Origin of the sequence: Pseudomonas sp. R1-18, from assembly GCF_051132095.1 — a bacterium.
Lineage (GTDB): Bacteria > Pseudomonadota > Gammaproteobacteria > Pseudomonadales > Pseudomonadaceae > Aquipseudomonas.
In genome coordinates this window covers 285,943-301,264 of record NZ_CP071658.1, presented here as the reverse complement: position 1 = coordinate 301,264, position 15,322 = coordinate 285,943, and the positions used below count along the sequence as shown (strand labels likewise).

15 protein-coding genes are annotated in these 15,322 nt (G+C 59.9%); 11 read left to right on the top strand and 4 right to left on the bottom strand.

Annotated elements, in window-relative coordinates; genetic code table 11:
* The 5 genes from J3P77_RS01355 to ntrC all read left to right on the top strand — a co-directional run bounded on the left by J3P77_RS01355 (window position 1) and on the right by ntrC (window position 4,429).
* The gene (locus J3P77_RS01355) at window positions 1-429 is read left to right on the top strand and encodes a cupin domain-containing protein (protein ID WP_434679101.1); all 429 of its coding nucleotides are present in this window, start codon (window positions 1-3) and stop codon (window positions 427-429) included.
* A gap of 32 nt (window positions 430-461) precedes the next feature.
* Complete coding sequence (locus J3P77_RS01350; RefSeq protein WP_434679100.1) at window positions 462-986, top strand: DUF4124 domain-containing protein; 525 nt, start codon at window positions 462-464, stop codon at window positions 984-986.
* A complete protein-coding gene (locus tag J3P77_RS01345; protein WP_434679099.1) occupies window positions 970-1,602 on the top strand; it encodes a DUF4124 domain-containing protein in 633 nt (210 codons plus the stop codon). Before J3P77_RS01350 ends, J3P77_RS01345 begins: the two co-directional genes overlap by 17 nt.
* Window positions 1,603-1,910: 308 nt before the next feature.
* Window positions 1,911-2,996 (top strand): nitrogen regulation protein NR(II), encoded by a 1,086-nt coding sequence (gene glnL / locus J3P77_RS01340; RefSeq protein ID WP_434679098.1) that lies wholly within the window; start codon window positions 1,911-1,913, stop codon window positions 2,994-2,996.
* Window positions 2,993-4,429 (top strand): nitrogen regulation protein NR(I), encoded by a 1,437-nt coding sequence (gene ntrC, locus J3P77_RS01335; RefSeq protein ID WP_434679097.1) that lies wholly within the window; start codon window positions 2,993-2,995, stop codon window positions 4,427-4,429. The genes glnL and ntrC overlap by 4 nt, the downstream gene beginning before the upstream one ends.
* Window positions 4,430-4,641: 212 nt before the next feature.
* Here ntrC and mgrA read toward each other — a convergent pair whose 3' ends face one another.
* Window positions 4,642-5,679, bottom strand: coding sequence for an L-glyceraldehyde 3-phosphate reductase (gene mgrA, locus J3P77_RS01330; protein ID WP_434679096.1), 1,038 nt, complete (start codon window positions 5,677-5,679; stop codon window positions 4,642-4,644).
* Between the two features lie 54 nt (window positions 5,680-5,733).
* On the bottom strand, window positions 5,734-5,970 hold the full coding sequence (locus J3P77_RS01325; RefSeq protein ID WP_434679095.1) for a hypothetical protein: 237 nt from the start codon (window positions 5,968-5,970) through the stop codon (window positions 5,734-5,736).
* 35 nt (window positions 5,971-6,005) lie between these two features.
* Here J3P77_RS01325 and J3P77_RS01320 point away from each other — a divergent pair, with 35 nt between their 5' ends.
* Window positions 6,006-6,743: an SDR family oxidoreductase gene (locus tag J3P77_RS01320; RefSeq protein WP_434679094.1), complete on the top strand. Its 738-nt coding sequence runs from the start codon at window positions 6,006-6,008 to the stop codon at window positions 6,741-6,743.
* A gap of 77 nt (window positions 6,744-6,820) precedes the next feature.
* Here the strand turns inward: J3P77_RS01320 and betT are convergent, their stop codons facing one another.
* Window positions 6,821-8,776: a choline transporter BetT gene (betT, locus tag J3P77_RS01315; protein WP_434681827.1), complete on the bottom strand. Its 1,956-nt coding sequence runs from the start codon at window positions 8,774-8,776 to the stop codon at window positions 6,821-6,823.
* Between the two features lie 612 nt (window positions 8,777-9,388).
* Entirely contained in the window at window positions 9,389-10,342 is a 954-nt protein-coding gene (gene epsC, locus J3P77_RS01310; protein ID WP_434679093.1) for a serine O-acetyltransferase EpsC, read from the bottom strand.
* A gap of 198 nt (window positions 10,343-10,540) precedes the next feature.
* Here epsC and J3P77_RS01305 point away from each other — a divergent pair, with 198 nt between their 5' ends.
* The 5 genes from J3P77_RS01305 (at window position 10,541) to J3P77_RS01285 (ending at window position 15,255) form a co-directional block, all read left to right on the top strand.
* On the top strand, window positions 10,541-11,539 hold the full coding sequence (locus tag J3P77_RS01305) for a D-cysteine desulfhydrase (protein ID WP_434679092.1): 999 nt from the start codon (window positions 10,541-10,543) through the stop codon (window positions 11,537-11,539).
* A gap of 202 nt (window positions 11,540-11,741) precedes the next feature.
* Complete coding sequence (tcyJ, locus tag J3P77_RS01300; RefSeq protein WP_434679091.1) at window positions 11,742-12,539, top strand: cystine ABC transporter substrate-binding protein; 798 nt, start codon at window positions 11,742-11,744, stop codon at window positions 12,537-12,539.
* The gene (gene tcyL / locus J3P77_RS01295) at window positions 12,536-13,204 is read left to right on the top strand and encodes a cystine ABC transporter permease (protein ID WP_434679089.1); all 669 of its coding nucleotides are present in this window, start codon (window positions 12,536-12,538) and stop codon (window positions 13,202-13,204) included. Before tcyJ ends, tcyL begins: the two co-directional genes overlap by 4 nt.
* A 3-nt stretch (window positions 13,205-13,207) precedes the next feature.
* Window positions 13,208-13,951 carry an L-cystine ABC transporter ATP-binding protein TcyN gene (gene tcyN, locus J3P77_RS01290; protein WP_434679088.1) on the top strand — a complete coding sequence of 248 codons (744 nt, stop codon included), beginning with the start codon at window positions 13,208-13,210 and terminating at the stop codon, window positions 13,949-13,951.
* A gap of 575 nt (window positions 13,952-14,526) precedes the next feature.
* Entirely contained in the window at window positions 14,527-15,255 is a 729-nt protein-coding gene (locus J3P77_RS01285; protein WP_434679087.1) for a hypothetical protein, read from the top strand.
* Window positions 15,256-15,322: the final 67 nt, after the last annotated feature.

The window sequence follows — 15,322 nt, the reverse complement described above, 5'->3', positions numbered from 1 at the left end:
ATGAGCAGAGCAACCTCTTTTTTCGCCGTCATCCTGATGCTGAGTGGTAGTGCGATCGCCGAAGACGCACCGCCGTCTGCGGCAATGCCACCAGTCACTTCGCAAGTACTGCTGAAAAGCACCGCCTCCTGGGATGGCACGCCCTACACTCGCTATCCGGACGGCCAGCCGGAGCTGACAATTCTGAAAATCAGCATCCCGGCCGAAACCGCGCTCAAATGGCATCGGCATGCAATACCCAACGCGGCTTATGTGGTTTCAGGGCAGATCACTGTGCAGGCAAAGGACACTCCGCATACCATCCTGCTCAAAGCCGGCGATACACTCGCGGAAATGGTCGATACCGTGCATCGAGGCGTGACCGGCAGTGAACCGGTCGAGCTGATTGTGTTCTATGCTGGCACTCCCGGAACGCCCCTGTCGCAATGAACCGGCATCCAGCCCCTGCATTCGGAGCCCCCATGCGTCGATCCTTTGCCTGCCTGCTGCTGTTGATCAGCCTGCCCGTGGCAGCACAGATTTATAAGTACACCGATGCCAACGGGAATACGGCTTATAGCAATCAGCCGCCGGACGGGATCAAGGCGGAGACCGTCGAGCTCCCGCCTTTGAACAGCATAGAGCCTGCAGCGCCACGCGCCGGATCTGTTCAGTCGGCTCCAACTGCCGAACCGGAGCAGCCGCAAGCCGCTTACAGCACGCTTGAACTGACCGACCTGCCGACGGACGAAGCGCTACGCGCCAACAACGGCACCTTTACCATCGGCGTCAGGATTGAACCGCGGCTCAGGTCCGGGCACCTGATGCAACTGTTGGTCGATGGCAATCCCTACGGGCAACCGACCAACATCCCGCGCTTTCAGGTGATAAACATCGACCGCGGCGAGCACAGCTTCGCCGTCGCCGTGCAGGATGCGCAGGGCATCCTGCAACAAAGCCCAACGCTTACGCTTACGGTGCAGAGAGTCCATGTCAATCGGCCTTGAAGTCCGCCTGCTGGTGTGCCTGCTTTCATTGTCGAGTGTGTCGGCGGTCGCGGATGTCTATACCTACATCGATGCCAACGGCAATCGGGTCTTTACCGATCAGCCGCGCAAGAATGCCAAGCGGGTCGAGATCGCGCCCAGCAACAGCATGACCGGCGCTCCGCCCACACGAACGCTCAAGGCTGCTCCCCAAGCGCCGGTCGTTTACCCGATGTTTCACTATGATTTGCTGCGGGTGCTGATACCGGAACCTGATGCCACGATCAGCAGCCCGAGCGGCGACCTGATCGTCACGGTCACCAGCGAACCGCCGCTGCAGCCCGGCCATCGTTATCGGCTGATGCTCGATGGTCAGGTCGTCGGCGAGCCAGGGCGCAGCCCCGTATTCCCGTTGCACAACATCGACCGAGGCACCCATCAGGTCTCGGTTGAGATATTCGACGAGTTGGACCGGGTGCTGGAGAAGACGCCCAACCAGCCTTTTCACCTGCAACGCGTCACACTCGCGCAAAAGCGGGCGACAAGACCCTGCAAGACCGATGAGTACGGCGTGCGGCCAGAGTGCCCGCTCAAGGACAAGCCCGAAGAGAAAAGCAGCATCCTGCCTTTCTTCTGATCCAGCCCGCTTGCCACCGCCTTCATCATCAGCACCTTATTGGTGCATGATGCGTTTAACCCTGCACAGCGACAGCCCAGAATGGTTCACAAACGAGCCGCCGTCGGCGCTTAAAGTGGGCAGCGGAGAACAAAAAGATCCATTCCCCTGAATAAAACGCTTCTTTTCGGAGCCTTGGTTTGGTTTTTGCAACTTGCTGACACAGCATGACCATTGCGTGCCGTATCAGCGGCCCTACTCATGCCAGCGATACCAGCCAGCGCCCGCACTGCGCGACTGCAATGTGCCAAGAGAGGTCGACACGATTCATGACTATCAGCGACGCGCTGCACCGACTGTTACTGGATAACCTGACCACTGCCACTATTCTGCTCAACGCCGACCTGCGGCTTGAGTACATGAACCCGGCAGCGGAAATGCTTCTGGCCATCAGCGGCCAGCGCAGCCATGGCCAATTCATCAGCGAGCTGTTCACCGAGTCCGCCGAAGCTTTGAGTTCGTTGCGTCAGGCGGTCGAACAGGCGCATCCGTTTACCAAGCGCGAAGCGATGCTCACCGCTCTGACCGGTCAGACCCTGACGGTCGACTACGCCGTGACGCCGATCCTCAACAAGGGCGAGACCTTGTTGCTGCTTGAAGTCCACCCGCGTGACCGGCTGTTGCGCATCACTAAAGAAGAAGCCCAGCTTTCCAAGCAGGAAACCACCAAAATGCTGGTGCGCGGGCTGGCTCACGAGATCAAGAATCCATTAGGCGGCATTCGTGGCGCGGCCCAGTTGCTGTCTCGTGAGCTGCCTGAAGAAAGCCTCAAGGACTACACCAACGTCATCATCGAGGAAGCCGACCGCCTGCGAAACCTGGTGGACCGGATGCTCGGTTCCAACAAACTGCCGTCGCTGGCCATGACCAACGTTCACGAAGTGCTGGAACGTGTGTCGAGCCTGGTGGAGGCGGAAAGCCAGGGCTGCATAACGCTCGTTCGCGACTACGACCCAAGCATTCCGGACGTGCTCATCGACCGCGAGCAGATGATCCAGGCAGTGCTCAACATCGTACGCAACGCCATGCAGGCCATCAGTGGCCAGAACGAGCTGCGCCTGGGCCGCATCACCCTGCGTACCCGCGCAATGCGCCAGTTCACGATCGGCCACGTGCGCCATCGTCTGGTCAGCAAGATTGAAATCATCGACAACGGCCCCGGTATTCCCGCCGAGCTTCAGGAAACCATCTTCTACCCAATGGTCAGCGGACGCCCGGACGGAACAGGGCTGGGACTCGCCATCACCCAGAACATCATTAGCCAGCACCAGGGTCTGATCGAGTGTGACAGCCATCCCGGCCACACCACGTTCTCGATCTTCCTGCCACTGGAACAAGGAGCAGCTTCGACATGAGCCGTAGTGAAACTGTCTGGATCGTAGATGACGATCGTTCCATCCGTTGGGTTCTGGAAAAAGCCCTGCAACAGGAAGGCATGACCACGCAGAGCTTCGACAGCGCCGACGGAGTCATGAGCCGCCTCGCCCGGCAGCAGCCGGATGTGATCATTTCCGATATCCGCATGCCCGGGGCCAGCGGTCTGGATCTGCTGGCGCGGATTCGCGAGCAGCACCCGCGACTGCCGGTGATCATCATGACCGCCCATTCGGATCTGGACAGCGCCGTGGCGTCGTATCAGGGCGGTGCGTTCGAATACCTGCCCAAGCCGTTCGATGTCGACGAAGCCGTTTCGCTGGTCAAACGCGCCAATCAGCACGCTCAGGAGCAGCAAGGCCTGGACGTAGCGCCGGCGCTGACCCGCACGCCTGAAATCATCGGCGAAGCGCCGGCGATGCAGGAAGTATTTCGCGCCATCGGCCGCCTGAGCCACTCCAACATCACGGTGCTGATCAATGGTGAGTCGGGCACCGGCAAAGAGCTTGTGGCCCACGCGCTGCATCGCCACAGTCCGCGCTCCGCGTCGCCTTTCATTGCCCTGAACATGGCAGCGATTCCCAAGGATCTGATGGAGTCGGAGCTGTTCGGTCACGAAAAAGGCGCGTTCACCGGTGCGGCCAACCTGCGCCGTGGCCGCTTTGAACAGGCTGATGGCGGCACGCTGTTTCTGGACGAGATCGGTGACATGCCGGCCGACACCCAGACCCGTCTGCTGCGAGTGCTGGCCGATGGCGAGTTCTATCGGGTCGGCGGCCACACGCCGGTCAAGGTTGACGTGCGCATCATCGCGGCGACTCACCAGAATCTGGAAACCCTGGTACAGGCCGGCAAGTTCCGGGAAGACCTGTTCCACCGTTTGAACGTCATCCGGATCCACATTCCGCGCATGTCGGATCGCCGTGAAGACATTCCGACCCTTGCCAGGCACTTCCTGAGCCGTGCGGCGCAGGAGTTGGCGGTCGAACCGAAACTGCTCAAGGCCGAGACCGAGGAATACCTCAAGCATCTGCCCTGGCCGGGTAACGTGCGTCAGCTGGAGAATACCTGCCGCTGGATCACGGTCATGGCGTCGGGTCGGGAAGTGCATATCAGCGATCTGCCGCCCGAGCTGCTGAGCCTGCCGCAGGATTCCGTGCCGGTCACCAACTGGGAGCAGGCACTGCGTCAGTGGGCCGACCAGGCTCTGGCGCGCGGCCAGTCCAGTCTGCTGGACAGTGCGGTGCCGACCTTCGAGCGCATCATGATCGAAACCGCCCTCAAGCACACCGCCGGCCGCCGCCGCGATGCCGCCGTGCTTCTGGGCTGGGGCCGCAACACCTTGACCCGCAAGATCAAGGAATTGGGCATGAAGGTCGATGGCGGAGATGAGGACGAGGCCGACGAGAGTTAGACGGCGCAGGTCTTATAACGGCAGCACCAGCCTCATCGCCAGCAAGCTGGCTCCCACAAGGACTGCGGTCAGCTCTCACAGAGTGGGCTGCAATCCTGTGGGAGCCAGCTTGCTGGCGAAAAGGCCGGTACAACCGCAACGGTCGTACCAGCTGGAAAACCGCCTTCGCCAACAAGTACCGACATAGGTCGGCTATGCCACCTAGGGGAACGTCACTCGGCCAGCGACGGTTTTTCCCACAGGTTGATTCCGCCTTCCACAGCGAAGCGGTCGATTTCGGCCAGTTCTTCGCTGCTGAAGGTCAGGTTCTGCAGTGCTCCTACGTTTTCCACGATCTGCTCCGGACGGCTGGCGCCGATCAGGGCCGAAGTTACGCGCGGATCACGCAGCGTCCAGGCCAACGCCATCTGCGCCAGGCTTTGTCCACGACGCTGAGCGATTTCATTAAGCGCACGTACATGAGCAATGTTCTGCTCGGACAGATGCGAAGCCTGCAGCGAACCACCGCCTGGACGATTGACCCGCGCATCTTCGGGCACACCGTTCAGATACTTGTTGGACAGCAAGCCCTGGGCCAGGGCCGTGAAGGCGATAACTCCAGCGCCCAGCTCCTCGGTCGTATCCAGCAGATCCTTCTCGACCCAGCGGTTGAGCATGTTATAGGCCGGCTGATGGATCAGCAGCGGCACTTTCCATTCCTTGAGCAGCGCGGCGATTTCACGGGTCTTGGCGCCTGAGTAGGACGAGATCCCGATGTACAGCGCCTTGCCCTGCTGCACGGTGGTCGCCAGAGCGCCTGCGGTTTCTTCAAGCGGAGTGTCGGGGTCGAAGCGGTGCGAATAGAAGATATCCACGTAATCCAGCCCCATGCGCTGCAGGCTCTGATCCAGGCTGGCGAGCACGTACTTGCGCGAGCCGCCGCCCTGCCCGTACGGGCCCGGCCACATGTCCCAACCGGCTTTGCTGGAGATGATCAGCTCATCGCGATAAGCGCTGAAATCTTCGCGCAACAGACGACCAAAATTGATCTCGGCGCTGCCGTACGGCGGGCCATAGTTATTGGCCAGATCGAAATGGTTGATACCCAGATCGAACGCGGTGCGCAGCATTGCGCGCTGGGTGTCGATAGGCGTGCTGTCGCCGAAGTTATGCCACAGCCCCAGAGAAAGCGCCGGGAGCACCAGTCCGCTGCGGCCGGTGCGGCGATAAGGCATCTCTTTGTAGCGGTTTTCGGCGGCGATATAGGTCATTGAAGCCTCTCTTGTAAGTGGTCGGCGGGCTGTACGGTTAGCCCGGGCAAGTGTTCAGGGCCTGTGCCAGACGGCCTGCTGGATATCGACTCGCTTGGGAATCAATCGGTTCTGATAGAACAGATCGGCGGTGGCCTGTTGTGCCTGAATGATTTCAGGTGTGATGGGCAGGCTTGGCGATGCCGGACGGTATAACGCGTAATCACGGTTTCCCGCAGCCGTGCTGCCGGTCGAAGGCGAGATCCAACGGTTGAACCTGCTCGATTGCCAGTTGATCGAACGCGAAAGCACTTAGCCTTGTATTTTCCCTGCAACGGAGGTCGGCCATGAATAGTCCTCGTAAAGTCGCCATCGTCACCGGCGCGTCGCGCGGTATCGGCGCTGAAATCGCAAGACGCCTGGTGGCGGACGGTTTCGCTGTCGCCATCAACTACGCCAACAGTGCCACCGACGCGGAAAACCTGGCCGAGCAACTGGTTGCAGCGGGCGGCGTGGCCGCTGCGATTCAGGCCGATGTAGCCAGCCCGGACGATGTGCGACGTCTGTTCGACGCCACTGAGCACCACTTGGGCAAGGTCGATGTGCTGGTCAACAATGCCGGCGTGATGACTACCATGCCATTGGCCGAGACCAGCGACGAAGTCTTCGAAAGAACCTTCGCCATCAACACTCGCGGCACCTTCAATACCCTGCGCGAAGCCAGCAAGCGCATGAACGATGGCGGTCGGGTGATCAATTTCTCCACCACCGCACTCGCGCTCAAGTTACCGGGCTATGCGATCTACAACGCCAGCAAAGCGGCGGTGGAGTCCTTGACCCATGTCTTCGCCAAAGAACTGCGCGGCCGTAACATCACGGTCAACGCCGTCGCCCCTGGCCCGGTCGCGACCGAGCTGTTCCTCAACGGCAAAACCGAAGGACAGATCAGACACTTCGCCAGCCTGCCACCACTGCAACGCCTCGGCGAACCCGAGGACATCGCCAACGTGGTCTCTTTCCTGGCCGGCCCGGGCTCCGGATGGATCAACGGCCAGACCCTGCGGGCCAATGGCGGGATTGCCTGACCGGCTTGTCGCCAGCAAGCTGCCTCCCACCCACAGTGCAGGAGCGCTTGCCCGCGACCCTCAGGCCGGCGTGACCCTCAACGCACCAGATGCAGGAACTGCATGTGGCGCTCGTACTGGTCGAGCACGTCGTTGATGACCTGTTCTTTGGTGTAGCCGACCAGATCGTAATCCTGACTGCCTTCGCTCAGGTGAACCTCGGCGCGGTAGTAGCGACGGTTGTTCAGTTGCTTGGACCCCATGCCGCCACGGGCGAAAGACGGCGTGAAGAAGCCTTTCATCTGCACCTGATAAATGAACGGCCGTTCTTCACCGTGGCCGATTTCGAGGCTGACCGAGTCGTTGGACGAATCGGGCAAGCTACCCACGCTCAGACCCTTCTCGACAAAAACAGCGGTCACCTCCTCGATAGCCGGCCGCACTGTCTGGTCAAGGAAGCGGTACACCTCGTCGCGCGACGGGTAATGCACGGCCTGGCTCAAACGCTGACGCCAGCCGCCGCGACGCGATCCGGAAACCGGGGCGAGCGAATACAGCTGAGCAATCTGCCGTTGCGACTCAAGGAAGAACGCCTTGTGCAGGCCCCACATCATCAGCAGCAGGATCAGCGAGAACGGCAACGAGGTCAGTACCACTGCGGACTTCAGGGCATCGATGCTGCCGGAGAACAGCAGGCCGCTGGTGATCAGCGCGGTGGCCACGCCCCAAAAGACCCGCAGCCACTTCGGGCCGTCTTCATCGGGATTGCCGCCTTTGGCAGACAAGGTCGACAGCACGACCGTACCCGAGTCTGCGGACGTGACAAAGAACACGAAGCTGATGAAGACCGTCACGGCAATGACTGTCTTGCTCCATGGATAGGTTTCCAGCAGCAGATACAAAGTCATCGACGGATCATCGATAGCCGACTGGCCGAGCGCGGTCATGCCATGGTTGATGACCTGGTCGATGGCGCTGTTGCCGAAAATCGACATCCAGGCCAGGGTGAACCCCAGCGGGATCAGCAGCACGCCGAATACGAATTCCCGGATGGTGCGGCCGCGCGAAATGCGGGCAATGAACAAGCCAACGAACGGCGCCCATGCGATCCACCAGGCCCAGTAGAACACGGTCCAGCCGCCCAGCCAGTCACTGGGTTCGTTGTAGGCGTAGACATCGAAGCTTTTGGTGGGCAACGCACCCAGATAATCGCCGATGTTCTGCACCAGTGTATTGAGCAGATGCTGCGTGGGGCCGGCGAACAGCACAAAGAGCAGCAACGCGCAGGCCAGCAGCATGTTGATGTCGGACATGACGCGCACGCCCTTGTCGACACCCGCGACGGCCACCAGGATTGCGGCACCCATCATCAGGGTTATCAGGCCGACCTGAATCCAGTGGGTATGGGCAACGCCGAACAGGTAATCGAGGCCGGAATTGAGGTGCAGCACGCCAAAGCCCATGTCCGCACCCAGACCGAAGATGGTGGCAATGATGCCGAAGCCATCCACCGCGTACCCAATAGGCCCGTTGATGCGCTTGCCGATTAGCGGATACAGCGCGGAACGCAGGGCCAGCGGCAGATTATGGCGGTACGCGAAATACGCCAGCGCCATGCCCACGAACGCGAAAACGCCCCAGCCGTGCAGCCCCCAATGCAGAAACAGCAGTTGCATGCCCTGACGTGCGGCGGCGGCAGTGCCCGCTTCGCCCTGGGGTGGGCTCAGCAGATGGGTCAGCGGTTCGGAGACGCAGAAGAAGAACAGCGTGATGCTGATCCCGGCAGCGAACAGCATGCCCGCCCATGACAGGTAGCTGAATTCGGGCTCGTCGTGGTCGGCACCCAGCTTGATCTTGCCGTAGCCAGATAGCGCGGTGACCACCACGAATACCAGATACAGCGTCATGACCAGCATGTAGTACCAGCCAACCGTGTTGGCCGCCCAGTTCTGGGCAGCCAGCAACCACTCTCCGCTGACCTTCGGGAAGGCAATAACGGTGCAGCCGAATATCAGGATAAAGCTGGCAGCGAAGTAGAAAACCGGCGCGTTCATGCGGACCAGGCCGCTGGATGGTGAGCTGGATGCACTCATGACGGATGCACCTGCGTTATAGGGGAAGGCACTGCAAAAAACGGATATGGCAAAAGGTCAGCCTCCTGTTGTAAGCGGGCAGCGAACCACCGGTTTTAGTTGAACGAGCGTTCAATTAAAACATGGATACGGCTGACATGACTAATCGCAGGCCAGCGGACGCGCACTCGGACCCGGCCTATGACGCTTGTCTACAGGGGTTCGTTCCGCTTGTCGGAAGGGTTTGCTGCCCAGACCAAGGCTCCCACGGGGCTGCGCCAAATGTGGTCTGGTGCTCGATGCGGTCGGTGTAGGAGCGACCTTGGTCGCGATCTGGCGCGTAGCGGCAGCGAAACCTGTGCACCGGATATCTGAGCTTGTTTTGCAGGTAAAGGCGGCGTAGTTCAAGAGCTCGACCAAGCCGGCGACCTGACTCAGGCCCGCCTGCTGCCGCTGCGCGCCAGATCGCGACCAAGGTCGCTCTTACAGGAGCGCAGCGTACTTGTGGGAGCTAGCTTGCTGTGGGCGGCACTCCGACGATCTGGCGCGCAGCGGCAGCAAGCGGAGGGAATCTGGTCCGCGAGCTTCAGCCGCCTATTTCTGCGTGCCGTCGTCCTGCTGCAGCAGGTTGGCCTGGGTCAGGTTGCAGCCGGCCGGGACGCTGCGGGTCAGCCAGACGTTGCCGCCGATGGTCGAGCCCTTGCCGATGGTAATCCGGCCCAGAATGGTCGCGCCGGCATAGATCACCACATCGTCTTCGACGATCGGGTGGCGCGCGTGGCCTTTCTGCAACTGCCCGTCCTCATCCGCGGGGAAGCGCTTGGCGCCCAGGGTCACGGCCTGATAAATCCTCACCCGCTCGCCGATGATCGCCGTCTCGCCAATCACCACGCCGGTGCCATGGTCGATGAAAAAGCTCGGGCCGATCTGCGCGCCTGGGTGAATATCGATACCCGTGGCAGAATGAGCGATCTCCGAACTGATGCGCGCCAGCAGCGGCAAGCCGGCCCGATACAGATGATGGGCCAGGCGATGGTGAATCACCGCAAGGATGCCGGGGTAGCACAGCAGCACCTCATCGACACTGCGGGCCGCCGGATCGCCGTGATACGCAGCCAGCACGTCGGTGTCCAGCAGCCGGCGTATCTGCGGCAGCGCGATGGCGAAATCCTGGATCAGCGCCAGGGCACGCTCGTCGATGCTCTTGAGGTCTTGCCCCTGCTGTTGCGCGACATAGCGCAGTTCAAGCCGGGCCTGAACCAGCAGCGCATTGAGCGCCACGTCCAGCGTATGGCCGACGTAGAAGTCCTCGCTTTCCTCACGCAGATCCACTGGCCCCAGGCGCATTGGAAACAGCGCGCCACTCAGCGCTTCGAGAATTTCACCCATTGCCGCACGGGAAGGCAGCTCCCGACCGCCATGCTCGCCGCTCACCCGCCGATTGCTTGTGCGCCAATCATCACGGGCATCGCGCAGTTGGCTGACGATGCGCTGCAACTGCCAATGACCGGAACGACCTTCAACAGAAGTTTCTGGAATATCGCTCACGCTGGACTCTCCTTGTGTCTGAAAAGGACGGCCCGACGCTGCAAGGCCATTGCCGCACCACTCTACGGCAAAGAATCACGCGGAAAAAATAACAATTTGCATAAGGCGATGCGACGCAATGTGGAGACAAGCGCAGGTTGCCGTGTAGGACTCGTCTGCCTATAGTCCGGGAATTCTCCATTTGGCTTATCTCCCACCATGATCGATAAACAGCTCGCCCGCTTCAATCGCCTGGACCTGATCAGCGCGCCCACCGCACTGGAAAAGCTCGAACGACTGTCGACCTGGGTAGGCCGCGATATCTACATCAAACGCGACGACACCACGACTCTGGCGATGGGCGGCAACAAGGTGCGCAAGCTTGAATACCTGGCGGCCGATGCTCTTGCGCAAGGTGCCGATACCCTAATCACCGCAGGCGCGATTCAGTCCAACCATGTCCGCCAGACCGCCGCACTGGCCGCTCGTCTGGGGCTGGGTTGCGTCGCGTTGCTGGAGAACCCGATCGGCACTGAAGATCCCAACTATCTGCACAATGGCAACCGGCTGCTGCTTGAGCTGTTCGATGCCCGCGTCGAGATGGTGGAGAACCTCGACAACGCCGACGACCAGTTGCACGCCCTGGCCGCTCGCCTGCGCGCCAGCGGTAAAAAGCCCTACACAGTGCCGATCGGCGGCTCCAGTGCCGTCGGTGCGCTAGGGTACGTTCGGGCCGGGCTGGAACTGGCGGAACAGATCAGACAGACCAGACTGGATTTTGCCGCTGTGGTGCTGGCATCCGGCAGCGCTGGCACGCACAGCGGTCTGGCTCTGGCGCTGAGCCACACGCTACCGGATCTGCCGGTGATCGGCGTTACCGTCTCGCGCAGCGAAGAAGCGCAGCTGCCGAAGGTACAAGGCCTGGCCGAGCGCACTGCCGAACTGCTTGAGCTGTCATTGCCGAGCTCCTTCAAAGTCGAGCTCTGGGACGAATACTACGGCCCGCGCTACGGTGAACCGAACGCGGGCACCCTCGCGGCCATCAAGCTGGTCGCGAGCCATGAAGGTGTGTTGCTTGATCCGGTCTACAGCGGCAAAGCCATGGCGGGCCTGCTCGACGGCATCGGCCGCCAACGCTTCAACGACGGCCCGCTGATTTTCCTGCACACCGGAGGCGCACCGGCGCTGTTCGCTTACCCGGACGTATTTTCCGGATAACAATGTGTGAGGTCAGTTGCTCTAGTTATTTCCGAAAAAGCTAGGCGGGTCGCTTTTAGTTATTTTTCTTCATAAGGAATCGGCTTTATAGTCTCGATCCGCAAAATGACCCAACCAATGTCATCGGGTTGGGTCTGAAATTTGCCTGACTTTCACAACAACCGCATTTCGCCATCTGGCGTTCAAATAAAAAGAGGCTCGCATGAACATTTCCGCTATTCGTCGTACGTTTCTTGTGTCGGCTCTGGGCCTGGTGCTCGGCTCTGGCGTCGCCGGGCAAGCCATGGCGGGCGAGCAACTACAGAAAATCAAGGACAGCGGCAGCCTGAGCGTCGGGCTTGAGGGCACGTACCCGCCGTTCAGCTTCGTCGACGAAAACGGCAAGCTCGCTGGTTTTGAAGTCGAGCTTTCCGAAGCGCTGGCCAAGGAGCTGGGCGTAAAGGCCAAGATCCAGCCGACCAAATGGGACGGCATCCTCGCTGCCCTGGAGTCCAAGCGTCTGGACGTGGTCGTCAACCAGGTCACCATCTCTGAAGAGCGCAAGAAGAAGTACGATTTTTCCGAGCCGTACACCATCTCCGGCATCCAGGCGCTGACTCAAAAGAAGAATGAGAACACCATCAAGACGGCCCAGGATCTGACCGGCAAGAAGGTCGGTGTCGGTCTGGGCACCAACTACGAGCAATGGATCAAGGAAAACGTCCCGGGCGCGGTCGTCAAAACCTATGACGACGACCCGACCAAATACCAGGACCTGCGCGTAGGCCGCATCGACGCCATCCTGGTCGACCGTCTGGCAGCGCTGGAACTGGTCGCCAAGACCAAGGACACCCTGGCCGTCGCCGGTGAACCGTTCTCGCGTCAGGAGTCGGGCGTAACGCTGCGCAAGGGCGAACCGGAACTGCTGGAAGCCATCAACAAGGCCATCGCCAAGCTGCGAGCGGACGGTACGCTCACCAAGCTGTCGCAAAAGTACTTCAACGCTGACGTGACCAAATGATCGAAGAGAGCCTTCAGCTCGCAATAGATTCCGCGCCCTTCCTGCTCAAGGGCGCGTATTACACCGTCATCCTCAGCCTGGGCGGGATGTTCTTCGGATTGTTGCTGGGCTTCGGTCTGGCACTGATGCGTTTGTCGCGCTTCAAGCTACTGAGCTGGGTTGCCCGTATCTACGTTTCGTTCTTCCGCGGGACGCCTTTGCTGGTCCAGCTGTTCATGATCTATTACGGCCTGCCGCAACTGGGCATAGAGCTGGACCCGCTGCCCGCCGCATTGATCGGCTTTTCTCTGAACATGGGCGCCTACGCGTGTGAAATTCTGCGCTCGGCAATCGGTGCGGTAGACCGTGGCCAATGGGAAGCAGCCGCCAGTATCGGCATGACCCGCTGGCAGACCATGCGCCGGGCGATTCTGCCGCAAGCGGCTCGCACCGCGCTGCCGCCGCTGGGCAACAGCTTCATCTCGCTGGTTAAAGACACTGCGCTGGCCGCCACCATTCAGGTGCCTGAACTGTTCCGCCAGGCGCAGCTGATCACCGCCCGCACCTTCGAGATCTTCACCATGTATCTGGCCGCCGCGGTGATCTACTGGGTTCTGGCCACTGTGCTTTCGCACTTCCAGAACCGGCTGGAAGCCCGGGTCAATCGCCATGATCGGGAGGCCTGACGCATGATAACGGTCGAAAAACTCACCAAGCAGTTCAAGGGGCAGGAAGTGCTCAAGGGCATTGATCTGCGGATCGACGCCGGCGAGGTGGTCGCGATCATCGGCCCCAGCGGTTCGGGCAAGACCACCTTGCTGCGCTGCCTGAATTTGCTCGAAGAGCCTTCAAGCGGCCGGATCAAGGTGGGCGACATCGAGATCGATGGCACACGTCCGCTCAGCCAGCAGCAAGGATTGATCCGCCAGTTACGTCAGCAGGTCGGTTTTGTCTTCCAGAACTTCAACCTGTTTCCCCACCGCACCGCGCTGGAAAACGTTATCGAAGGCCCGGTAGTGGTCAAGAAGATAGCGCGTGAAAGTGCTGTGGCCCTGGGGCGCAAACTGTTGGCCAAGGTCGGTCTGTCAGGCAAGGAGGACGCCTACCCAAGGCGTCTTTCGGGCGGTCAGCAGCAGCGGGTGGCTATTGCCAGGGCGCTGGCGATGGAGCCGCAGGTCATACTGTTCGACGAGCCCACCTCCGCGCTGGATCCGGAGCTGGTTGGTGAAGTGCTGAGCACCATCCGTGCATTGGCGCAGGAAAACCGGACGATGGTCATCGTTACCCACGAGATGAGTTTCGCTCGGGATGTGGCCAACCGGGTGATATTCATCGACAAGGGTGTAATCGTGGAACAGGGCGAAGCGAAGGCACTGTTTGCCAATCCGCAACACGAGCGGACCAAGCAATTTCTGGAGCGCAGCAGAGCCTGATCCTACATGTCCTCTCAAACAATGCGACGTCAGCCGACGTCGCTTGTCTTTGTCTTACATTTCTACAGAAATTGATTAATCAGAATCTTTGCTGATAGAACGCGAAAGTGTCGGTTTTCCCATCGACTTTCAGGTTGCTTTTGCAGTTTGGTCCTCCCGCAAAACCCAACAACCCGCAACCGCCCTACCGGAAATCGGAATCGTCTGCTGTCCAACTCCCTTCCGCGCTTTGCTACGCCTTGTTCTACAGGCTCTCGTGAGTAGGACTTTTGTTTCCCGCAGGTAAAGGGCTCCAAGCGTAGCGTGTAGGAAACATCTAATTTATTGAAAAAACGCTCCAGCCCATCGAACGCATATTGACAGCAAACTGCAAAGCCCATTAGCTCCCGCCAAGTAACCGAGAACCAATACTTGCTAATACGCAAGCACCCAATTTCTACACTTTGTAATGTTTGCCACTACTCTTAACTTTAAGGTACTTATCAGCCGAGCTTATTAAGCGTTATTCGGCAGTTGCCGTGAACGACTTATAACCACTCGTTACTTGCAATTTCGATAACCATGAGTATTCGAACATGAGCCAGACACCCTTCAATCCCCATCCGCCAAGGCTGCCTGCCCCCACAATCCCGCAGGCCACTCGCCACGGCATCGGCTTAAAGGTGGCATCGCACTTGATGATTCATATCGAGCCCTACATTGAAATGGATACCGGAGACCTTATTGAACTCTTCTGGGACGACTGTTACGTCGCGTCAAAAATTTTAAAGTCGTCTGACGTCGGTAAAACTATCGCCCTACGCGTACCAGAAAGTTTCCTACAGAACGGCAAAGCGCGAACCTACTACCGGATCATGAAGGTCGGGGGCGCCCCTTTAACATCATCTTGCCGCAAACTGTGGGTCAAACTTAACGCGCCCGGCGGCGAGTTGCTCAGCCCAAGCGTTGAGGAAAATCAGGGACTCGCGCCGCTCACTGTCCCGCCATCGGTGGTGCGTCGTGGCTTGACGTCCAGACACATGATTGGCGGACTGCCGATGAGCATCGAGCCCTATCTGAACATGGCGCCTCACGACGAGATCACGGTGCGTTGGGGCGATCTGCGCATGGATCTGCCGCCACTGACCGCCGAAGACGTCGGCGCTCCGGTGAGTCTGGTAGTGCCCCCGGCACTGATCATCGAAGCTGGTGACGAGCAGCGCCTGGAAGTCACCTACTGCGTCATCGACCGGGTTGGTAATAATTCGCTGTGGGCGCCGCCTCGTGAGATCAATGTCCAGGCGCTAAGCGACTCCCCCCAGTGACTACAGCTACGTCAGCACGATTGCGAGAGGTCAGCTCCAGGACAAACTGCATGTCTTCGATGCTGGC

Coding starts and splice junctions, on each gene's coding strand:
- J3P77_RS01320 (WP_434679094.1), top strand. CDS start 6,006: ATGAATAGTCCTCGTAAAGTCGCCATCGTCACCGGCGCGTCGCGCGGT.
- J3P77_RS01305 (WP_434679092.1), top strand. CDS start 10,541: ATGATCGATAAACAGCTCGCCCGCTTCAATCGCCTGGACCTGATCAGC.
- J3P77_RS01350 (WP_434679100.1), top strand. CDS start 462: ATGCGTCGATCCTTTGCCTGCCTGCTGCTGTTGATCAGCCTGCCCGTG.
- tcyL (WP_434679089.1), top strand. CDS start 12,536: ATGATCGAAGAGAGCCTTCAGCTCGCAATAGATTCCGCGCCCTTCCTG.
- glnL (WP_434679098.1), top strand. CDS start 1,911: ATGACTATCAGCGACGCGCTGCACCGACTGTTACTGGATAACCTGACC.
- J3P77_RS01345 (WP_434679099.1), top strand. CDS start 970: ATGTCAATCGGCCTTGAAGTCCGCCTGCTGGTGTGCCTGCTTTCATTG.
- ntrC (WP_434679097.1), top strand. CDS start 2,993: ATGAGCCGTAGTGAAACTGTCTGGATCGTAGATGACGATCGTTCCATC.
- J3P77_RS01355 (WP_434679101.1), top strand. CDS start 1: ATGAGCAGAGCAACCTCTTTTTTCGCCGTCATCCTGATGCTGAGTGGT.
- betT (WP_434681827.1), bottom strand. CDS start 8,776: ATGAACGCGCCGGTTTTCTACTTCGCTGCCAGCTTTATCCTGATATTC.
- mgrA (WP_434679096.1), bottom strand. CDS start 5,679: ATGACCTATATCGCCGCCGAAAACCGCTACAAAGAGATGCCTTATCGC.
- tcyN (WP_434679088.1), top strand. CDS start 13,208: ATGATAACGGTCGAAAAACTCACCAAGCAGTTCAAGGGGCAGGAAGTG.
- J3P77_RS01285 (WP_434679087.1), top strand. CDS start 14,527: ATGAGCCAGACACCCTTCAATCCCCATCCGCCAAGGCTGCCTGCCCCC.
- tcyJ (WP_434679091.1), top strand. CDS start 11,742: ATGAACATTTCCGCTATTCGTCGTACGTTTCTTGTGTCGGCTCTGGGC.